Here is a 16,642-nt window from a genome sequence, read left to right on the forward strand (position 1 = left end):
GGCATCCCGAACCCCCTCGCGCAAAAGCGCAAAACTGTTCGCGATGTCCTCGCACATCTGTTCGCGATGTCCCCAGTCCAAACAAAGGGGAGAAGGGGTCACCAGCGTTGGAGTCCCCATGACAACCTTCCTCTTCGACGGCCCCGACACCGCCCCAATCACCATCTTGCTCGCCCATGGCGCAGGCGCTCCTATGGACTCCCCCTCGCTGACAGCCACGGCAAAAGCGCTGGCCGAGGCCGGCTTCCGCGTTGCGCGCTTTGAATTCCACTACATGGCGGCTCGCCGCTACGGCCACCGCAAGCCGCCGCCGCGCGCCGAGACGGTTAACCCGGAATACGTCAAGGCGATCGCCGACCTCCGGGCGAAGGGCGTGAAGGGTCCGCTCATCATCGGCGGCAAGTCGATGGGCGGACGCGTCGCTTCGATGATCGCCGACGAGATGTTTTCGAAGGGCGAGATCTCGGGCCTGCTTTGCCTTGGCTATCCCTTCCATCCGCCGGGCAAACCGACGCAGCTTCGGACAAAACACCTGGCCGATCTCAAGACGCCGACAGTGATCTTCCAAGGCACGCGCGACGAGTTCGGGACCAAAGACGAGGTCGCGACCTATGCTCTGTCCGACGCAATCGAGATTTTCTGGCTGGAAGACGGCGACCATGATCTGAAGCCGCGCAAAAACATCTCCGGCTTCTCCACCGCCGATCATCTGAAGACGCTCGCTGATGCGGTGAAGGCGTGGACCGAACGCATCGTGCGCTGAAGCAGGCCGATGAAGATCGCCACCTTCAACGTCAACAACATCAACAGCCGGCTGCCGAACCTGCTCGCATGGCTGGCCGCCGCCAAACCCGACATCGCCTGCCTGCAGGAGCTCAAGACCAGGCAGACGCAGTTTCCGCGCACTGCGCTGGCGGCCGCCGGCTACGGCGCGGTTTGGGTCGGACAGCCGACCTGGAACGGCGTCGCCATACTCGCGCGTGGCTCAGAACCCGTTCTGACCCGCGAGACGCTGCCCGGCGACGACAGCGACCAGCAGGCGCGCTACATCGAAGCGGCGGTCAACGGCATCGTCGTCGCCTGCCTCTACGCGCCGAACGGCAATCCGCAGCCCGGCCCGAAATTCCAGTACAAGCTGGCCTGGCACGAGAGGCTGGAGGCGCATGCGGCACAGTTGCTCGACACCGGCCTGCCGGTGGTGCTGGCCGGCGACTACAACATCGTGCCCGAGCCGCGCGACATCTACCCGACCCGCTCCTATGACGACAACGCGCTGGTCCAGCCGGAAAGCCGCGCATCGTTCCAGCGGCTGCTCGACCAGGGCTGGCTTGACGCGCTGCGCAAGAAGCACCCGAACGAGACGCTCTACACATTCTGGGACTATCGCCGCAACCGCTGGCCGCGCGATGCCGGCCTGCGCCTCGACCATATCTTGCTCAGCAAGAAGCTGTCGCGCCGGCTGGTAGCGGCGGGCATCGACCGCGACGTGCGCGGCGAGACCGGCGCCAGCGATCACGCGCCGGTCTGGGTGGAGTTGAAGTGAGGCACGGAGGCTGGCGCCGCCTTTCCGGGCGGCAACCAGTCAGGTTGGCCGCGCCGCTTCGCGGGCGAACGCCTCGGCATGCCGGCAACCCTCGACGATCTCGAAGGCCATCTGATGGTCGGCTTCCGCTCGTCGCGGACCGGCGAGGTCATGCCGCTCGAATTCACCGTCGGCGGCGCGTTGCGCTATGTCAGCCTGCCCAACCGGGTGACGGTCAACGGCTCCGACACCATGGCGGAGCTGGCGCGTCTCGGCTTCGGCCTGGTGCAGGCGCCGCACTACCGCTTCGCCGGGGATTTCGCACGCGGCATGCTCGTCGAAGTGCTGCCGGATTACCCGCCGTCGCCGACACCGCTGTCGGCGCTCTACCCGCAGAACCGCCAGCTCGCGCCGCGGGTACGCGTGTTCATCGACTGGGTGACCGGGATTTTTGGCGAGGATGGGACATCGGGCCGGGTGTGATCGTCCGGGCCGCCAGCTACTTTGCGAAGGGCGATCGGACGAGATAAACATCGCGCTTGGGTTTAGTGACAAGATCGGGACCAAGACCAAGACCAAGACCAGCGCAAAGTCCATGTCAACGGCGAGCCTGTCATTATGCATCGGAGCGGCGCGCGCTTCACCGGTAGTGTCCTTGTGCGGGCCGGTGCGACTTGAGGACGGGCGCGCCGCCGGCGTCTATGAGGTGACGGGATCGGGTGAGTGGTCCTGCTGCAACCAACAGTGTTGACCGAATGCAGTAGCCAATAGGGAAGCTCCAGTGAGAAGATTTCATACAGTCGGCGCGATTATGCTCGCAACCTACGGCGCCTCGCACGCCCAGACTGTGGACGAAGGCATCCACCGCGACGCGCAGGGGAGCCTGAGGACCTTGGCCGCCTGAGCACCGTCATGTGTCCGCCGCTCCGCTAAACACGGGGGCTGCGCGGCGGACACGCCGACGTCACCGCAATGCCACGCCATTTTGCAGAACTTGACGCACACAACTAGCTCTTTGCCGAGCTCCAGCAGCTGGACGAGCGATTCCGGCGGGCGATGCGCAGATAGAAATCGGGGATTTGAGCACGCCGGTTCTGCAAGCTACGAGGCGCTGCCGACCATGGAGGATTACGAACAGCTGACAACGGACTTCATTTGCGGTTTGGAGACGCGCAACTCGGGCGAGCCAAGGCCGGTTCCCCATCCATTGCTGAGCAGGGCGAAATCACGTTAGAGGATCACAGCACTTAGGCGTTCGAACCGAACCAAGGCTTCTTGCGCCAGAACATCGGCCTCCTCTCGCCTATCATCGTCACTCGGACGATCGGCTAACTGTCGCAAGTCCTCTTCCAAGCCGCCAAGAACCTCTTTCGGCAATCTCTGCACGATCAAGGCAATGCAGTGCCATTTTTGGGTTCCGTCGGCTCTCCGAAGGACCCGCGAAATAGGATCGATCAGCGGTGTCCCCAAGGTGACAAGGAAATCAGCGAGCGGTCCGGCTATTGGCCAATTGCTATCGGCCGTCCAATCCAACAGGTCGCCCAATATCGGCGCAATCGCGGGGTAGCCCGCTTCGACGATCGCCGGGATCGCGTCAAGATCGTACTTGCTGCGCGGTAGTAGCTGCTGGGCATCAATCATCTAACGTCACTTTCTGCTGTCGATCTTGCACGATCTAACCGTCCAAAGCCAGAAGCTTCGCCGCGTGGCGGCACAGCCAAAGTTCGCCTATTGGCGGTCCCATGCTGCGGAGACACCGACGACAATTTGGCGCGGGGCGCCTCGCCACTGCGGGCTTCCTCTGACGCGGTCTATCGCGTATTGGCGCAGGAACTCTCCTTTGGCCTTCCCCGGAAAACCATGATTCGTCTCGAAAGCATCAGCAAGCAGAACGGCAGGCAGATCGTCTTCATCGAAGCCTCCGCCGCGTTGCAGAAGGGCGAGAAGGTCGGGCTGGTCGGGCCTAACGGCGCGGGCAAGACGACGCTGTTTCGCATGATCAACGGCGAGGAGCGGCCCGACGAAGGCCAGGTCTCGGTCGATCGCGGCGTCACGATCGGCTATTTCAGCCAGGACGTCGGCGACATGGAAGGCCGCAGTGCGGTGGCCGAAGTGATGGACGGCGCCGGGCCGGTGAGCGAAGTGGCGGCCGAGATGCGCGAGCTCGAGCACGCCATGGGCGACCCTGACCAGGCCGACCAGATGGACGAGATCATCGCCCGCTACGGCGAGGCGCAGCACCGCTTCGAGGAGCTCGACGGCTACGCGCTGGATGGCCGGGCGCGCGAGGTGCTGGACGGCCTTGGCTTCAGCCAGGAGATGATGGACGGCGACGTCGGCAAGTTGTCCGGCGGCTGGAAAATGCGCGTGGCACTGGCCAGGATCCTTTTGATGCGGCCCGACGCCATGCTGCTCGACGAGCCGAGCAACCATCTCGACCTCGAAAGCCTGATCTGGCTGGAGCAGTTCCTGAAGAACTATGACGGCGCGCTGCTGATGACCTCGCACGACCGCGAGTTCATGAACCGCATCGTCAACAAGGTGGTCGAGATCGACGGCGGTTCGCTGACCGCTTACTCCGGCAACTACGAATTCTACCAGCAGCAGCGGGCGATTGCCGACCGGCAGCAGCAGGCGCAGTTCGAGCGCCAGCAGGCGATGCTGGCCAAGGAGATCGCCTTCATCGAGCGCTTCAAGGCACGTGCCTCGCATGCCGCCCAGGTGCAGAGCCGGGTGAAGAAGCTGGACAAGATCGACCGTGTCGAGCCGCCCAAGCGCCGCCAGAAGGTGTCGTTCGACTTCCAGCCGGCGCCGCGCTGCGGCGAGGACGTGGTGACGCTGAAGAACGTGCACAAGGGCTATGGCAGCCGCTCGATCTACGAGGGATTGGATTTTCAGGTGCGCCGCCGCGAGCGCTGGTGCATCATGGGCGTCAACGGCGCCGGCAAGTCGACGCTGCTGAAGCTGGTCGCTGGCGCTTCCGAGCCGGACAATGGCACGGTGGCGCGCGGGCCGAGCGTCAAGATGGGCTATTTCGCCCAGCACGCCATGGAAGTGCTGGAGGGCGAGCGCACCGTGTTCCAGACGCTGGAAGACGCATTTCCGCAGGCCGGCCAGGCGCCGCTCAGGGCGCTGGCCGGCTGCTTCGGCTTTTCCGGCGACGAGATCGAGAAGAAATGCCGCGTGCTGTCGGGCGGCGAGAAGGCGCGGCTGGTGATGGCGCTGATGCTGTTCGATCCGCCCAATTTGCTGGTGCTGGACGAGCCGACCAACCACCTCGACATCGCCACCAAGGAGATGCTGATCACGGCACTGTCGCAGTACGAGGGAACCATGCTGTTCGTCTCGCATGACCGCCATTTCCTGGCGGCGCTGTCGAACCGGGTGCTGGAACTGACGCCCGAGGGCATCCACACCTATGGCGGCGGCTATACCGAATATGTCGAGCGCACCGGGCAGGAGGCGCCGGGGTTGCGGAGCTGAGGCCGGCTCTGCCGCCCACGGTCACGTAGACGCTCGATTCCGGAGGCCAAGCACGAGGTGCTCAGCCGTGTATCGCAATTTCGCGCAGCGGATCGCCGCCGTCGATGAACAGCCGGCCTTGCGCGGTCAACGCCGCCTTGAGCCGTCGCAGGGCAATTTTTCCTGCTTCGGGATGACGCCCGTCCAGCGCGCCGACGCGCACCGCAACGGCAATGTCGAAGTGCTTCTCATCGGCCTCCAACTCGAAATCCTCGATGGCGACCTGGCGAAGGCTCAGCCGGCCTGCCGTAATCTCGGCGCGCGAGGCGGCCCCGGCCTGCGCGATGGCCTTGGCCGAGCGGTCGATCGCCAGCACGTGCCCACCGCCGATCCGGCGCGCGATCTCGCGCGCTGCAGCACCCGGTCCGCAGCCGATCTCCAGCACTCGCATGCCCTGCCGCAAGGGCAGCGCATTGACGATCTCCAAAAGCCTTGGCGACAAGTCGTTCGCCATACGCTCGTCTCCAGCTTTTTCGCAATCCGAGATTAGCGACCGCGGCCGGCGACGGGAAGGCCGAGAGACGCGGGCATCGCCGATGTGTTCAGCTGGTATGTTCAGTTGGGTGCTGCTTGAGGAGGGGCATGATCGACATCGAAGAGGTCGACGATCCGGTCTCGACCGCGGGCGACCGGGCGGACCCCGAGCGGCCCGGCGTCGTTGACCTGAGGGGTAGGGAGGGAACTGGCGCCGAGCCTAACCGGTTGGGGGGTAGATCACCGGCCGTTTATGTGTATACGCTCAAGCTAATATAAGAGCAAGCTAATGTTGTGCGTCAGCGATGTTGGACGATTGTTCTGATCAGTGGCCGGTTGTGGCTTCCTGCCGCGCCCTCCAACCCGGCCAAACACAGCTTATTGCCTTCAAGTCCTGGCTCCAATGCTGTACCCCGGCCCGAAATTCAAGGAGCCTGCGATGACCTCACATCCCGACATCCCCGACGCCAGCATGGCGGTCGATGCGGCCGGCGTGGCAGCCGATGACCGGCGCGCTCGCGAGGCGGATGCCGCATGGCGGGACGATGTTCGCGAGGGCGTGCGGCATGTAGGCGATCTGGATTCGCTGCCGCTGTCGCCAGCCGAGCGGGCGGCGGCCGAAGCCGCGGCCACGCGCCACAAGGTTCGCATTCCCAAGGCCTATCTCGACCTGATCGACTGGAACGACCCCGCCGATCCGATACGGCTTCAGGTCATCCCGTCGCCCGACGAACTGGCAGAGCAGGAGGGCGAACTCGACGATCCGATCGCCGACCACGCCTTCAGTCCCGTGCCTAGATTGACGCATCGACATGCCGACCGGGTTCTGTTGTTCCCGACCTATCAATGCGCGGTCTATTGCCGGTTCTGCTTTCGCAAGGAGCAGCTGACGTCGATCGGCCGCGGCTATACGCGCGAAGCTCTCGACGAAGCCTTCGCCTATATCGCGGTCCATCCGGAAATCCGCGAGGTGATCCTGACCGGCGGCGACCCGCTATCGCTGCCGGATAGGGCGCTGGCGGAAATCCGCGCCCGTGTCGAGGCGATCCAGCATGTGCGGCTGTTGCGCATCCACACTCGCGTACCCGTCGCGCTGCCGTCGCGCGTCACTGGCGGGTTGATTCAAGCCTTGCAGGGCCGGCTGATGGTCACTGTCGTCACCCATTTCAACCATCCACGCGAAATCACGGAGGCGACCGAGCGGGCCTGCCGCACGTTGCGGCAGGGCGGCTTCGTGCTGCTGAACCAGAGCGTTCTGCTGAAAGGCGTGAACGATACGGTCGAGGTGCTGGAAGAGCTGTGCCGCGAGCTGATGTATCGCCTTGGCGTCAAACCCTATTACCTGCACCACGGCGATCTCGTGCGCGGCATGGCGGACCGGCGCACCACGATCGCCGAGGGCCAGGCGCTGGTCAGCGCCTTGCGTGCGCGCCTGTCGGGCATCTGCAATCCCGTCTACGTGCTGGACCTGCCGGACGGCGGAGGGAAAGTGCCGCTCGGCCAGTCCTATCTCGAGGCGCGGGAAGGGGAGACGTGGAGGATACGTGGGCTTTGTGGGGCGGTGAGGGCGTATAGGGAGGTTGCTGGGGAGTAGGGGACGCGCAGCCGCTGTCCAAGCCAGCCCACCTTGGTGACCTGAAATGCAGCCCTTGATCACGGAAGCATGCGTTAACTGCTGTTCTATTTGGTGCTTGCGCAATTGCTGAAATAGTGAAAACGTTGGTCCGGGGTAATGGGTTAGGGGAGTTCGTCCCGGCTGTAGCGAGTTTCGGGGCGGCGCAGAAAAGTCATGAACTTTCCACAGTTCCTGGTGGGGCTGACCACCACATCGCCCATCGTGGCGATCTCGACTTACCTTGCGACGGGTTCAATCTGGAAGACGCTGGCCTGGACGATCTTGACCTTGATCGTCATGCAGGTTGGATATTTCCTGTTCGTCGTCCGGTTGATCTACGGATCCGGGGCGAAAAGCGCGGAGGCAAAGCCGCGGCGTCTGAGGGCTGTGCCGCCGAACCGTCGAGGTCGCGTTCAGCTTATGTAGTAATGTCCCATATAGATATCATGGTCTAGACAGGACATGTTCGGTTCTGGGAATGTGCATTGGACGTTCCGCTAGTTTAGTCAACTAATATATATCGCCCAACTCATATCGTCGTTTTTGGGCTAGCGGGAAAACCTGCCTGCTGTTTGTACGACGGTGCCTAAGGCCACATTTTACAACCGGCTGGCAAGCTCCCTTTTGTTAATGCCAGCTCAAATCCGGCTGGTGTTTCGATGGGCCGTTGAGGCTATAAAGCCGTTCAACCGGGCGGCATCGAGATGCATTTCGGCCGGTCGAGAGGGTTTTGGTGATCGACGAAACGCCGAACGTGATCTTGCTGATCGGTAGCGCCCCGATGTCGTGCGCTGCGCCGCCTGGCCCAAGCAGGCCTTCGGCAAGATCGTCGCCATCAACAACGCCTGGCGCGTGCGCCCCGACTGGGATTTCCTCGTCCATGCCGGCGATTTCCCGGCGGAGCGGATGCCGCAAGGCGGTCCCCTGCAGCAGGCGCAGATCTTCAGCGCCTCGCATTACGTGCCGGCGCAAAACAGCTTTGGTGGCTTCGTCTATGCCGGCGGCACCATGTCGATGACGGCGGCCTACTGGACGATCCACAGTCAGAAGCCGGACGTGCTGGCATTCCTTGGCTGCGACATGATCTACGACCAGCCCGGCAACACGCATTTTTACGGCGTCGGCCGCGCCGATCCGCTGCGCAACGACGTCACCCTGCGCAACCTCGAGGCGAAGTCGGCCCGCCTGCTCATCCATGCGCTTCGGCGCGGCTGCCTGTGCGTCAACCTATCCGACCTGCCGCGCAGCCGGCTGATCTTCCCGCGGCTGACGCTCGATGAACTCGGCGCGCTTTCTTCCTCGCAGCTTTCGGAAATGAAGGCCGAGATGCTTGCCGGCCTGCGGCTCGATCAGGCGGAGGAGGCCGACAGGATCGAGAAGGAACTCGGCTATTTCTTCGAGGACGGCATGTACTGGAAGCACCTCGACAAACTCGACGAGAAATTCCTGGCCAACATCGACCGGCTGTGGATGGCGGCGGTGAAGGCGAGCTTGAGCAGTCGGCCGAAGCTGCCGATCTCCGCTACAAGGCGGGAGATCGGCGCGTCGTCCGCTTAGCTTTTGGCCGCCGCGAGCTTGTCTTGCGTCTTGGTCTCGAAATCGCTGGCGTCATGGCGCTCGTGCAACTGCATCGAAGGCTCGCCGAAGGTGCGGTTGACCATGCGGCCGCGCTTGACCGCCGGCCGCGCGTCGATGGCGTCGGCCCAGCGCTGCACGTTCTTGTACTGCTCCACCTGCAGGAACTCGCCGGAATCGTCATACATACGGCCCTTGGCCAGCCCGCCATACCAGGGCCACACCGCAATGTCGGCAATCGTATAGTCGCTGCCGCCTAAATACTCGCTTTCGGCCAGGCGTCGGTCGAGTACGTCCATCTGCCGCTTGGTTTCCATGGCGAAGCGGTCGATGGCATATTCGATCTTCGTCGGCGCATAGGCGTAGAAATGGCCGAAGCCGCCACCGAGATAGGGCGCCGAGCCCATCTGCCAGAACAGCCATGACAGGGTCTCGGCGCGAGCCGGCCGCTCCGTCGGCAGGAATTCGCCGAATTTTTCGGCGAGGTAGAGCAGGATCGAGCCGGATTCGAAGATGCGGACCGGCTTTTTCCCACTGCGATCCATCATGGCCGGGATCTTCGAGTTGGGGTTGACCTCGACGAAGCCGCTGCCGAACTGGTCGCCGTCGTTGATCCTGATAAGCCAGGCGTCGTATTCGGCGCCGCTGTGGCCGAGCGCCAGAAGTTCCTCCAGCATGATCGTCACCTTGACGCCGTTCGGTGTCGCCAGCGAATAAAGCTGCAGCGGATGCTTGCCGACCGGCAGTTTCTTGTCATGCGTCGGGCCGGCGATCGGCCGGTTGATGCTGGCGAAAGCGCCGCCATTTGCCTTGTTCCAGGTCCAGACTTTTGGCGGCGTGTATTGGTCCGTTGCGTAGTCGTTCATTTGGGAGGCCTTTGGAAGGGTTGGGTTGGGAGGATATCAGATATCAACGTGGGTAATGGCGGAGGAACTTTGCATAGGGCAGCTTGGGATAGCCGTAGGTACAGATAGGGCTGCCGGCGCTGTTGCAAAACCCCGGCGCGAACGGCGCGGCGCCGGTCCACGCCAAAGCCGGCGCCACCTCTTGCGCCAGGTCACCTGCGCCATACCTATAGCCCATATCAGCCTGCGAACATTGCCAGGAACCAAAGCATGAATATCGAACCCCTTTTGCGATCCATCGTGGCCGTCCGCGCCACCGTGCCAGAGGACGCCTTCACGGCAAATACACTTGGCACCCGCCGCGAGGGCAGTGGCGTGGTCATCCGCGGCGACGGGCTGGTACTCACCATCGGCTATCTCATCACTGAGGCCGAGGAGGTCTGGCTGGCCGACCAGGACGGGCGCGTGGTTCCCGCCCATGCGCTCGCCTATGACCAGGAGTCGGGCTTCGGCCTGGTGCAGGCGCTGGCGCCGCTCGGGCTGCCCGCCATTGCGCTCGGTGATGCGTCCAGGGCCAAGATCGGCGATCGCGTCGTGCTCGCCGACGGCGTCGGCCGCTCCGTGCGGGCGCGGATCGTCACCAAGCAGGAATTCGCCGGCTATTGGGAATATCTGCTCGACGAGGCGATCTTCACGGCGCCGGCTCACCCCTCATGGGGCGGCGCCGGCCTCATCGGCGCGGATGGCAGGCTGCTCGGCATCGGTTCGCTGCGCCTGCAGATGAGCCGCAACGGCGAGGTCGCCGACATCAACATGGTGGTGCCGATCGATCTTCTGCCGCCCATCCTCGACGATCTGCTGACGCGCGGGCAGGTCGCCAGGCCGCCGCGGCCGTGGCTCGGCGCCTTCTCGGCCGAGAGCGACGGCAAGGTCGTGGTGATGAGCGTCGCCGAGGGCGGTCCAGCCGCCCAGGCGGGCCTTCGCCAGGGCGATGTCATCTCGGATGTCCGCGACACGGCGGTCGATGGGCTTGCCGATTTTTATCGCAAGCTTTGGAAGAGCGGCCCGGCCGGTGCCGAGATCCCGCTCCGGGTGCTGCGCGATGGCCGCGAAACCTGGCTGCGCGTCAAGTCCGCCGATCGCAACAGCCTGCTGTGGAAGCCGCCGCTGCAGTGAGGCAACCGAAACCTCTCACTCTCCGCAAGCGCTGAAGCCAGTGCCCGGGGTCCATTCCGCAAATGGGATGACCTTGCCTTCGACCGATACGGTCGCTTGCCTGGTGCTGCCGTCCGCCAGCTTCTTGCTGCTTTTGCCCTTGCCGGTCAGCACATTGTAGTCGCAGTCGCCGGCAACATTGTCGTCCATGTAATCCCAATACTCGTAGGCAAAACCGGCGACGACGAACGTGCCGTTGCGCCAGGCGAGCGTCAGCGTCTTGTTGGTCCGCTCGCTGCCGATCTCCATCGCCGGAATATAGAGCTTGATCGAACCGTTGGGGAGCGCAGTGAGTTCGGGCTCGGTGTCGGATGTGGCGGGGCCCGGCCGGTCGTAATCCTTCCATTCCCCGTCAATCTGATCATGCACGATCCCGACAGGTTTTAGAAAATCGCCATCGCGATCTTTGAGGAAAAAATACAGGTCCATGGGAGAGCCGGGCTCGGTCTCGACGATCATCGCCAGATCGGCGGCGCCGTCGCCGTTCCAGTCGCCGGTCGCCGCCGTGATGATCTTCTGGGTCTCGATCGGCTCCGCCAGGGCGGCGGCCGGCAGCAGCAGGACCAGACCGAATATTGTCGATCGCATGTAAAATCCTCTTAGCCTGGGCAGGCCTGAGACGCACGCGCTTCTCAGGAGGCCCGGCTCTGCCGCGTCTCGGAACGGCTCGTCTCGTTGAGCAGCCGGCAGAGCGAAACCGCTTCACGACGGCTCAGGCCGATCAGCGCGATTTCCGAAAATTGCGCCGGCAGGTCGTGAACGATGTCCCACACCATCCAACGGCCGTTCGGCTCCATGACACATTCGTAGCGCAATAATTGTTCCTGCATCCGACCCCCGGCTTTGCTCACCGGACTGGTACAGCGTCGAGGTAAATGAGTTGTTCCGCCGCGGTAGTATTCCGCGGCTATCGAAACCGGGCGTTGAATCCCGCAGCGGCGAGCCCGAGGGGCCGCCCGGCGGTGCGGATACTCTCGACAAGGCGGCAGGGCAGGGACGCTTTCGGCGTGAACGGCGGCCGCCGCCAGAATTGGATCAGGCGTTGCGGCTCGCCATATGCGCGTCGAGCTTCCTCCTCGAGGGGCCGTAACGCTTGATGATGGTCGCGGCCTCGCTTTGCGGTATGCCGTATTTGCGGGCAAACGCAGCGACCTCGTATGGCTCTTCGCCGGAGACCAGTTTGCGATCCTGCTTGGTCTTGGATTTGTCGTCGGCCATGGCGTCCTCCATCACATCTGGTCGTTATAGGGCTCCTTGGTCCGGCCGACCATCCTGGCCAGTTCGGCAAAGGACGGCACGCCGGTTTCACCCTGGGCATTGTTGGCCGCCTGCAGCAGCCTGAGCGGAAAGCAGACGGCGTCGCGGTTGGATGGCGACATGTCTTCATAGAGACGCTCGTCGCTGGTCATCGCCGCCTCGGCCCGGCGCAACGCCATGTCGACCTCGTCGACCGACAGCAGGCCCTTGTGGACCAGCGCGTTGTTGACGGCCGCGATCGCCATCATCAATCCTTCGAGCTGGAGATTGGCGACGTTCATCGTCTTGCGTCCTTGCCGGGCTTCTTGGCGGTGGCCTTGCCGTCTGGCCGGACCGCTGCGCGCGGCGGGTTCTGGCCCTCCGAATGCAGGGTCCTGTCGTCGAAATCGTCAGCCGGCCTGGTCAATCCCATGCCGCCGGGAGGCGGCTTGTTGCCGGCCGCATCCTGCGAAAATTCGTCGGCCGCGTCGGGGCTCGTCTTTGCCGGATATTTCCTCGCTCCGGTCTCGTAGCGGTTCGGGTCGTCGGCCATGTCCTGTGCTCCCGTTGCAATGAGCAGATAACTTTCATGCGGCGGCAGCGGTTCCGTGGCGAAATCGACCTTGCCGGTGCGCAAGCCTTCGCAATCTGTCGGGTTTCGTGCATTCTTGTGCAGTGCCAACGATGCTTCGCTCCGACGCGCCAGCAAAATGCTGCTCCTACTGCGGCGGGCGCGACCACGACTACGAGGATTGCCCGAAGCGCAAAACCGATGCCGAACGGCAGAAGGAGACGCCAGGCAACGCGTCCCAGCCCGCTGCCGCGGCTGCAGGGGAAATCCGCCAGCCAGCCTGAACCACCCCGCCGGTCCGGCCGGCTGGCGCGAAGGTCCTTCCATATCCAGAGGATTGCAATGCCGCCACTATTGCGGGCAAAAGCAGCACGGGCAATCAGGTTGGGGTGGGGTGATGACCGAAACGCAAGGCAATTCAAGCCGTCCGCAGGGCAAGCCGGGGATGGCATCGGGGTGGATCGGTTCCGGCCTGATCGCACTCGTCATCGTGGCGCTCGGCGTCTTTGCGCTGTTTGGATCCTGGTACACGATCGATCAGGGCGACCGCGGCGTGCTCTTGACCAACGGAGCGCTGAGTTCGGTCGTTGATCCCGGACTGCATTTCAAGCTGCCGTGGCTGCAGCGTGTCGAGAAGATCAGCCTGCGCCAGCAGGTGCTCAAATGGGGCTGCGAGAACCAGAACGATTGCAGCGGCCTGCCGGCCATGCAGGCCTATTCGCGCGACCAGCAGCCGGCCGACATGCGCGTCACCGTCAACTTCCACGTGCCGGCCGCCGAAGTCAGCAATGTCTACACCAATTATGGATCGATCGAGGCACTGGCCGACCGTGTCATTGCCAGGAAAGCACCGCAGGAGATCAAGACGGTGTTCGGCCAGTACGACGCGGTGTCGGTTATCCAGAACCGGGCGAAGTTCAACAAGGACGTCGCCGACGCCATCGCGGCGGTAACCGACGGCCCGGTGATGATAGACAGCGTGCAGGTCGAGAACATCGACTTCTCCGACGCCTACGAGCAGGCGGTCGAAGCCAGGATGACGGCGCAGGTCGAGGTGCAGAAGCAGGAACAGAACCTGCAGCAGGAAAAGATCAAGGCCGATATCGCCGTCACCCAGGCCAAGGGCCGCGCCGACAGCGTCAAGGCCGAAGCCGAGGCCAGCGCCTACAAGACCAGGGTCGAAGGCGATGCGACCGCGGGCGCCATCAAGGCTCGCGCCGCCGCAATCGCCAACAATCCGCTGCTGGTCGAACTGACCAAGGCGGAGAGATGGAACGGCGAATTGCCGAAGTCGATGATCCCGGGCTCGACCGTGCCGTTCCTCGAGCTCAGCACGCCGGCCGCAGCATCCAACTGAGGCGCGGCGTCGGGATGCAAACCAGATCGGGGCGGCGGCGCGGTAGCCGTTCCTGGTGCGGTCACGGCTGAAGCACGGCGCCTCGGGCGATTGCCTGCGTTTGACTTACAAAAGCTGTCAGCAGCTCCATTCCCGCCGGCCAGTCGCCGAGCCCGCTGTCGCCATTGATGTGACCAAGCGACCCGGCGATATGGAGATCGCTGTCCCATCGCTCGGATTTCGCCCTGACATAGTCCAGCGAGCCGTAGGGATCGTTGGTGCTGGCGACAATCAGCGATGGAAAGCGAAGCCGTTGTTGCGGCGCGTCGGCGAAGGCCCGGGCGGAGGAGGGGAAGGCCGGCGACGCAGGGTCCGGAACCGCGACCAGCAACGTGCCGCCGATAGAGCGGGGGGAGATCCGCTGCCAGTGTACGACGAGCAGGCAGCCGAGGCTATGGGCGACGAGCACCGGCGGTGTCCTTGCCTGGCATACAGCGGTTTCCAGCGCAGCCACCCAGTCGTCGAGGTCCGGCGTGTCCCAACTCGCCGGGTTGAACCGCCGCATCGCCGGGTTTGCCTGCTGCCAACGTGTCTGCCAGTGGGCTTTGCCCGATCCGCCGATGCCCGGCACAATGATGAAGTCGGTCATGCGAAGCCCTTCTTTCCTGATGCAGCGCGTGCAATTCTAGGTCTTCTCCCAGGTGGCGGAATGAGAGACCATCGGAAAGCAGCGACGAAATCCGATGGATTAAAGGCGATCATGCGGAACGGCGATTATCGGCCAAGGCTCGACCCCACCGATCTGGCGATCATTGAGATCATGCAGGAGGATGGCCGCATCGGCATCTCCGAGCTTGGCCGCCGCGTCGGACTGTCCCAGCCCGCCACCTCGGAACGGGTGAAGCGGCTGGAGGAGCGCGGCGTCATCACCGGCTACAAGGCGGTGATCAATTCGGCAGCGCTCGGGCTCGGCACCATGGCGGTCATCCGCCTGCGCACCACGCATGAGCATATCCAGGCCTGCCTGAAGAAGTTCGCCCAATTGCCGGAGGTGGTCGAGGTGCTGCGGGTGACCGGCGAGGATTGTTTTCTGGTCAAGGTCGTGGTCCCGTCACCGCCCGATCTTGAAAGCATCGTCGACAGCATCGGCCACTACGGCACGGTGACGACAAATGTGGTTCTGCGCGCCGAGCAACCGAAGCGGCTGGGACGCGAATTGATCACCAGGGCCTGACCGGTCTATCGCTTGGTCTGCGTATGCCCGACGGCATTGGCGAACGAGATGCCGCCCTTGATCTCGCGCATCGCCATCGAGGTGATCGTGCGCCGCACGCCGGGTAGCCGGCTGAGCTCCTCGCGCAGCATCCTGTCGAGCGCCATCATGTCGACGGTGACGATCTGCAGGAGATAGTCGGCCTCGCCAGTCGTGGCGTGGCAGCGGCGGATCAGCGGATGCTTTTTGACCGCCGCCTCGAAGGCGTCCGACAGTTCGAAATCGATCGACACCTGGATGAAGGCTTCGATGCCGAAGCCGAGCTTGGCCGGGTCGATCCGGGTCGAGTAGCCGCGGATGACGCCGGCGTCCTCAAGCGCCTTGACCCGCTTCCAGCACGGCGTCTTGCTCAAGCCGACCTCATCGGCGAGCGCGGCAAAGGAGATGCGGGCCTCGCGTTCGAGCGCCGCGACGATCTTCCGGTCGACCGCATCCAGCATCATTCGTTCTTCCAATCTGCTTCAGCGACAATTTTCGTCCTTCGTTTCCCGCCAATCGAATAACAGAAAGGGACAATGTTCGGCAAGAAAGCGATTAGACTCGGGGGACCGGGATCCAACAAGCGCCTGCGGCCCAACGGCCGGGGCAAGGAGCATGGCCATGGACAAGCAGGATTATTATGCCCGCATCGAAACGCCTGAGATGCGCGACTATGGCGTCTACCTCAAATGCGACAGGCTGCTTGCCTGCCAGAAGCCGCTGGCCGAGATGGTGAATGCCGACGAGCTGCAGTTCCAGATCGTTCATCAGGTCGAGGAGCTGTGGATGAAGCTCATCGCCTATACGCTGGTCGACGTCGTCGATTTCCTGGAAAAGCAGGACACGCATCGCATCGTCACGCTGATGGCGCGCGTGCACCGGCTGATGCGGCTGATGACGGCGCAGCTCGACCTGCTCGAAACCATGTCGCCCAAGGAATACCAGCAGATCCGGCTGCAGCTCGGCAATGGCAGCGGTCAGGAATCGCCGGGCTTCAAGCAGCTGCTGCGCCTGCCGCCCGATCTGTGGCGGGCCTTCAAGGCGTCATACCTCGACGGCCGCGGCCTTTCGGTCGAGGATGTCTACGATACCGGCTACGATCACGGCGACAGCTATGTCGTTGCCGAAGCGCTGATCGAGTTCGACGAGCTGTTCCAGAAATTCCGTGCCAACCACCTCTATCTCATCCACCGCACGATCGGCCTCGGCGCGAAATCGCTGAAGGGCCGGCCGGTCGAATTGCTGGAAGCCGGCGCCCGCCACCGCTTCTTCCCGGAACTCTGGGACATACGCTGGGCGATGACCGACCGCTGGGGCAGCCAGTATGGAACGGTACGGGAGCCGATCAGCAAGCCGGGGGTCAAGGTGGGGTAGCACAACCTTCCTTCTCCCCCTTGTTTGGACTGGGGACATCGCGAACAGATGTGCGAGGACATCGCGAACAGTTTTGCGCTTTTGCGCGAGGGGGTTCGGGATGCC

21 protein-coding genes and 1 pseudogene are annotated in these 16,642 nt (G+C 63.5%); 12 read left to right on the forward strand and 10 right to left on the reverse strand.

Annotated features, from left to right (window positions below; genetic code table 11):
* The first annotated feature begins 118 nt into the window (after positions 1-118).
* The 3 genes and pseudogenes from NKK47_RS33085 to NKK47_RS33095 all read left to right on the forward strand — a co-directional run.
* Positions 119-763 carry an alpha/beta hydrolase family protein gene (locus NKK47_RS33085; RefSeq protein ID WP_352457294.1) on the forward strand — a complete coding sequence of 215 codons (645 nt, stop codon included), beginning with the start codon at positions 119-121 and terminating at the stop codon, positions 761-763.
* 9 nt (positions 764-772) lie between these two features.
* On the forward strand, positions 773-1,543 hold the full coding sequence (locus tag NKK47_RS33090) for an exodeoxyribonuclease III (protein WP_352579684.1): 771 nt from the start codon (positions 773-775) through the stop codon (positions 1,541-1,543).
* A 66-nt stretch (positions 1,544-1,609) separates the two neighbouring features.
* Positions 1,610-2,005: pseudogene (locus NKK47_RS33095) on the forward strand (LysR substrate-binding domain-containing protein); the annotation flags it as partial.
* Positions 2,006-2,752: 747 nt separating this feature from the next.
* Here NKK47_RS33095 and NKK47_RS33100 read toward each other — a convergent pair.
* Positions 2,753-3,163, reverse strand: coding sequence for a DUF5071 domain-containing protein (locus NKK47_RS33100; RefSeq protein ID WP_352579685.1), 411 nt, complete (start codon positions 3,161-3,163; stop codon positions 2,753-2,755).
* A 219-nt stretch (positions 3,164-3,382) separates the two neighbouring features.
* On the opposite strand from NKK47_RS33100, the gene NKK47_RS33105 reads away from it, so the two are divergent.
* On the forward strand, positions 3,383-5,005 hold the full coding sequence (locus NKK47_RS33105) for an ABC-F family ATP-binding cassette domain-containing protein (protein WP_352579686.1): 1,623 nt from the start codon (positions 3,383-3,385) through the stop codon (positions 5,003-5,005).
* Between the two features lie 61 nt (positions 5,006-5,066).
* On the opposite strand, the gene NKK47_RS33110 is transcribed toward NKK47_RS33105, so the two are convergent.
* Positions 5,067-5,498, reverse strand: coding sequence for an SAM-dependent methyltransferase (locus tag NKK47_RS33110; RefSeq protein ID WP_352579687.1), 432 nt, complete (start codon positions 5,496-5,498; stop codon positions 5,067-5,069).
* A gap of 128 nt (positions 5,499-5,626) precedes the next feature.
* Between NKK47_RS33110 and NKK47_RS33115 the strand changes: the two genes are divergently transcribed.
* The 4 genes from NKK47_RS33115 (at position 5,627) to NKK47_RS33130 (ending at position 8,690) form a co-directional block, all read left to right on the forward strand.
* The gene (locus NKK47_RS33115) at positions 5,627-5,797 is read left to right on the forward strand and encodes a hypothetical protein (RefSeq protein WP_023675693.1); all 171 of its coding nucleotides are present in this window, start codon (positions 5,627-5,629) and stop codon (positions 5,795-5,797) included.
* A gap of 193 nt (positions 5,798-5,990) precedes the next feature.
* A complete protein-coding gene (locus NKK47_RS33120) occupies positions 5,991-7,112 on the forward strand; it encodes a KamA family radical SAM protein (protein WP_502905095.1) in 1,122 nt (373 codons plus the stop codon).
* Between the two features lie 195 nt (positions 7,113-7,307).
* Positions 7,308-7,559: an exopolysaccharide production repressor protein gene (locus NKK47_RS33125; protein ID WP_352579689.1), complete on the forward strand. Its 252-nt coding sequence runs from the start codon at positions 7,308-7,310 to the stop codon at positions 7,557-7,559.
* Positions 7,560-7,919: 360 nt separating this feature from the next.
* Positions 7,920-8,690 (forward strand): hypothetical protein, encoded by a 771-nt coding sequence (locus tag NKK47_RS33130; protein ID WP_352579690.1) that lies wholly within the window; start codon positions 7,920-7,922, stop codon positions 8,688-8,690.
* Here NKK47_RS33130 and yghU read toward each other — a convergent pair.
* Entirely contained in the window at positions 8,687-9,574 is an 888-nt protein-coding gene (gene yghU, locus NKK47_RS33135; protein ID WP_352579691.1) for a glutathione-dependent disulfide-bond oxidoreductase, read from the reverse strand. The genes NKK47_RS33130 and yghU overlap by 4 nt on opposite strands.
* Before the next feature lie 249 nt (positions 9,575-9,823).
* On the opposite strand from yghU, the gene NKK47_RS33140 reads away from it, so the two are divergent.
* Entirely contained in the window at positions 9,824-10,729 is a 906-nt protein-coding gene (locus tag NKK47_RS33140; protein WP_352579692.1) for a S1C family serine protease, read from the forward strand.
* A gap of 15 nt (positions 10,730-10,744) precedes the next feature.
* Here the strand turns inward: NKK47_RS33140 and NKK47_RS33145 are convergent, their stop codons facing one another.
* The 5 genes from NKK47_RS33145 to NKK47_RS33165 form a co-directional block, all read right to left on the reverse strand.
* Entirely contained in the window at positions 10,745-11,356 is a 612-nt protein-coding gene (locus tag NKK47_RS33145) for a hypothetical protein (protein ID WP_352579693.1), read from the reverse strand.
* A 44-nt stretch (positions 11,357-11,400) separates the two neighbouring features.
* On the reverse strand, positions 11,401-11,583 hold the full coding sequence (locus NKK47_RS33150) for a hypothetical protein (RefSeq protein ID WP_245274654.1): 183 nt from the start codon (positions 11,581-11,583) through the stop codon (positions 11,401-11,403).
* Between the two features lie 220 nt (positions 11,584-11,803).
* Entirely contained in the window at positions 11,804-11,986 is a 183-nt protein-coding gene (locus tag NKK47_RS33155; RefSeq protein ID WP_023675702.1) for a DUF3606 domain-containing protein, read from the reverse strand.
* Positions 11,987-11,997: 11 nt separating this feature from the next.
* Positions 11,998-12,306: a hypothetical protein gene (locus NKK47_RS33160; RefSeq protein WP_023675703.1), complete on the reverse strand. Its 309-nt coding sequence runs from the start codon at positions 12,304-12,306 to the stop codon at positions 11,998-12,000.
* Positions 12,303-12,686, reverse strand: coding sequence for a hypothetical protein (locus NKK47_RS33165; protein ID WP_352458721.1), 384 nt, complete (start codon positions 12,684-12,686; stop codon positions 12,303-12,305). The genes NKK47_RS33160 and NKK47_RS33165 overlap by 4 nt, the downstream gene beginning before the upstream one ends.
* Positions 12,687-12,972: 286 nt before the next feature.
* Between NKK47_RS33165 and NKK47_RS33170 the strand changes: the two genes are divergently transcribed.
* The gene (locus NKK47_RS33170; RefSeq protein ID WP_352579694.1) at positions 12,973-13,932 is read left to right on the forward strand and encodes a prohibitin family protein; all 960 of its coding nucleotides are present in this window, start codon (positions 12,973-12,975) and stop codon (positions 13,930-13,932) included.
* Positions 13,933-13,993: 61 nt separating this feature from the next.
* Here NKK47_RS33170 and NKK47_RS33175 read toward each other — a convergent pair whose 3' ends face one another.
* On the reverse strand, positions 13,994-14,560 hold the full coding sequence (locus NKK47_RS33175; protein ID WP_352579695.1) for an RBBP9/YdeN family alpha/beta hydrolase: 567 nt from the start codon (positions 14,558-14,560) through the stop codon (positions 13,994-13,996).
* A gap of 111 nt (positions 14,561-14,671) precedes the next feature.
* Between NKK47_RS33175 and NKK47_RS33180 the strand changes: the two genes are divergently transcribed.
* Positions 14,672-15,145 (forward strand): Lrp/AsnC family transcriptional regulator, encoded by a 474-nt coding sequence (locus tag NKK47_RS33180; RefSeq protein WP_352579696.1) that lies wholly within the window; start codon positions 14,672-14,674, stop codon positions 15,143-15,145.
* A 5-nt stretch (positions 15,146-15,150) separates the two neighbouring features.
* Here the strand turns inward: NKK47_RS33180 and NKK47_RS33185 are convergent, their stop codons facing one another.
* On the reverse strand, positions 15,151-15,627 hold the full coding sequence (locus NKK47_RS33185; RefSeq protein ID WP_245274655.1) for an Lrp/AsnC family transcriptional regulator: 477 nt from the start codon (positions 15,625-15,627) through the stop codon (positions 15,151-15,153).
* Positions 15,628-15,784: 157 nt separating this feature from the next.
* Here NKK47_RS33185 and NKK47_RS33190 point away from each other — a divergent pair, with 157 nt between their 5' ends.
* Positions 15,785-16,537, forward strand: a complete 753-nt coding sequence (locus NKK47_RS33190) for a tryptophan 2,3-dioxygenase family protein (RefSeq protein WP_352579697.1) — start codon at positions 15,785-15,787, stop codon at positions 16,535-16,537.
* The last annotated feature ends 105 nt before the right edge of the window (positions 16,538-16,642 follow it).

The organism is Mesorhizobium sp. M0019 (assembly GCF_040323975.1).
GTDB lineage: Bacteria > Pseudomonadota > Alphaproteobacteria > Rhizobiales > Rhizobiaceae > Mesorhizobium.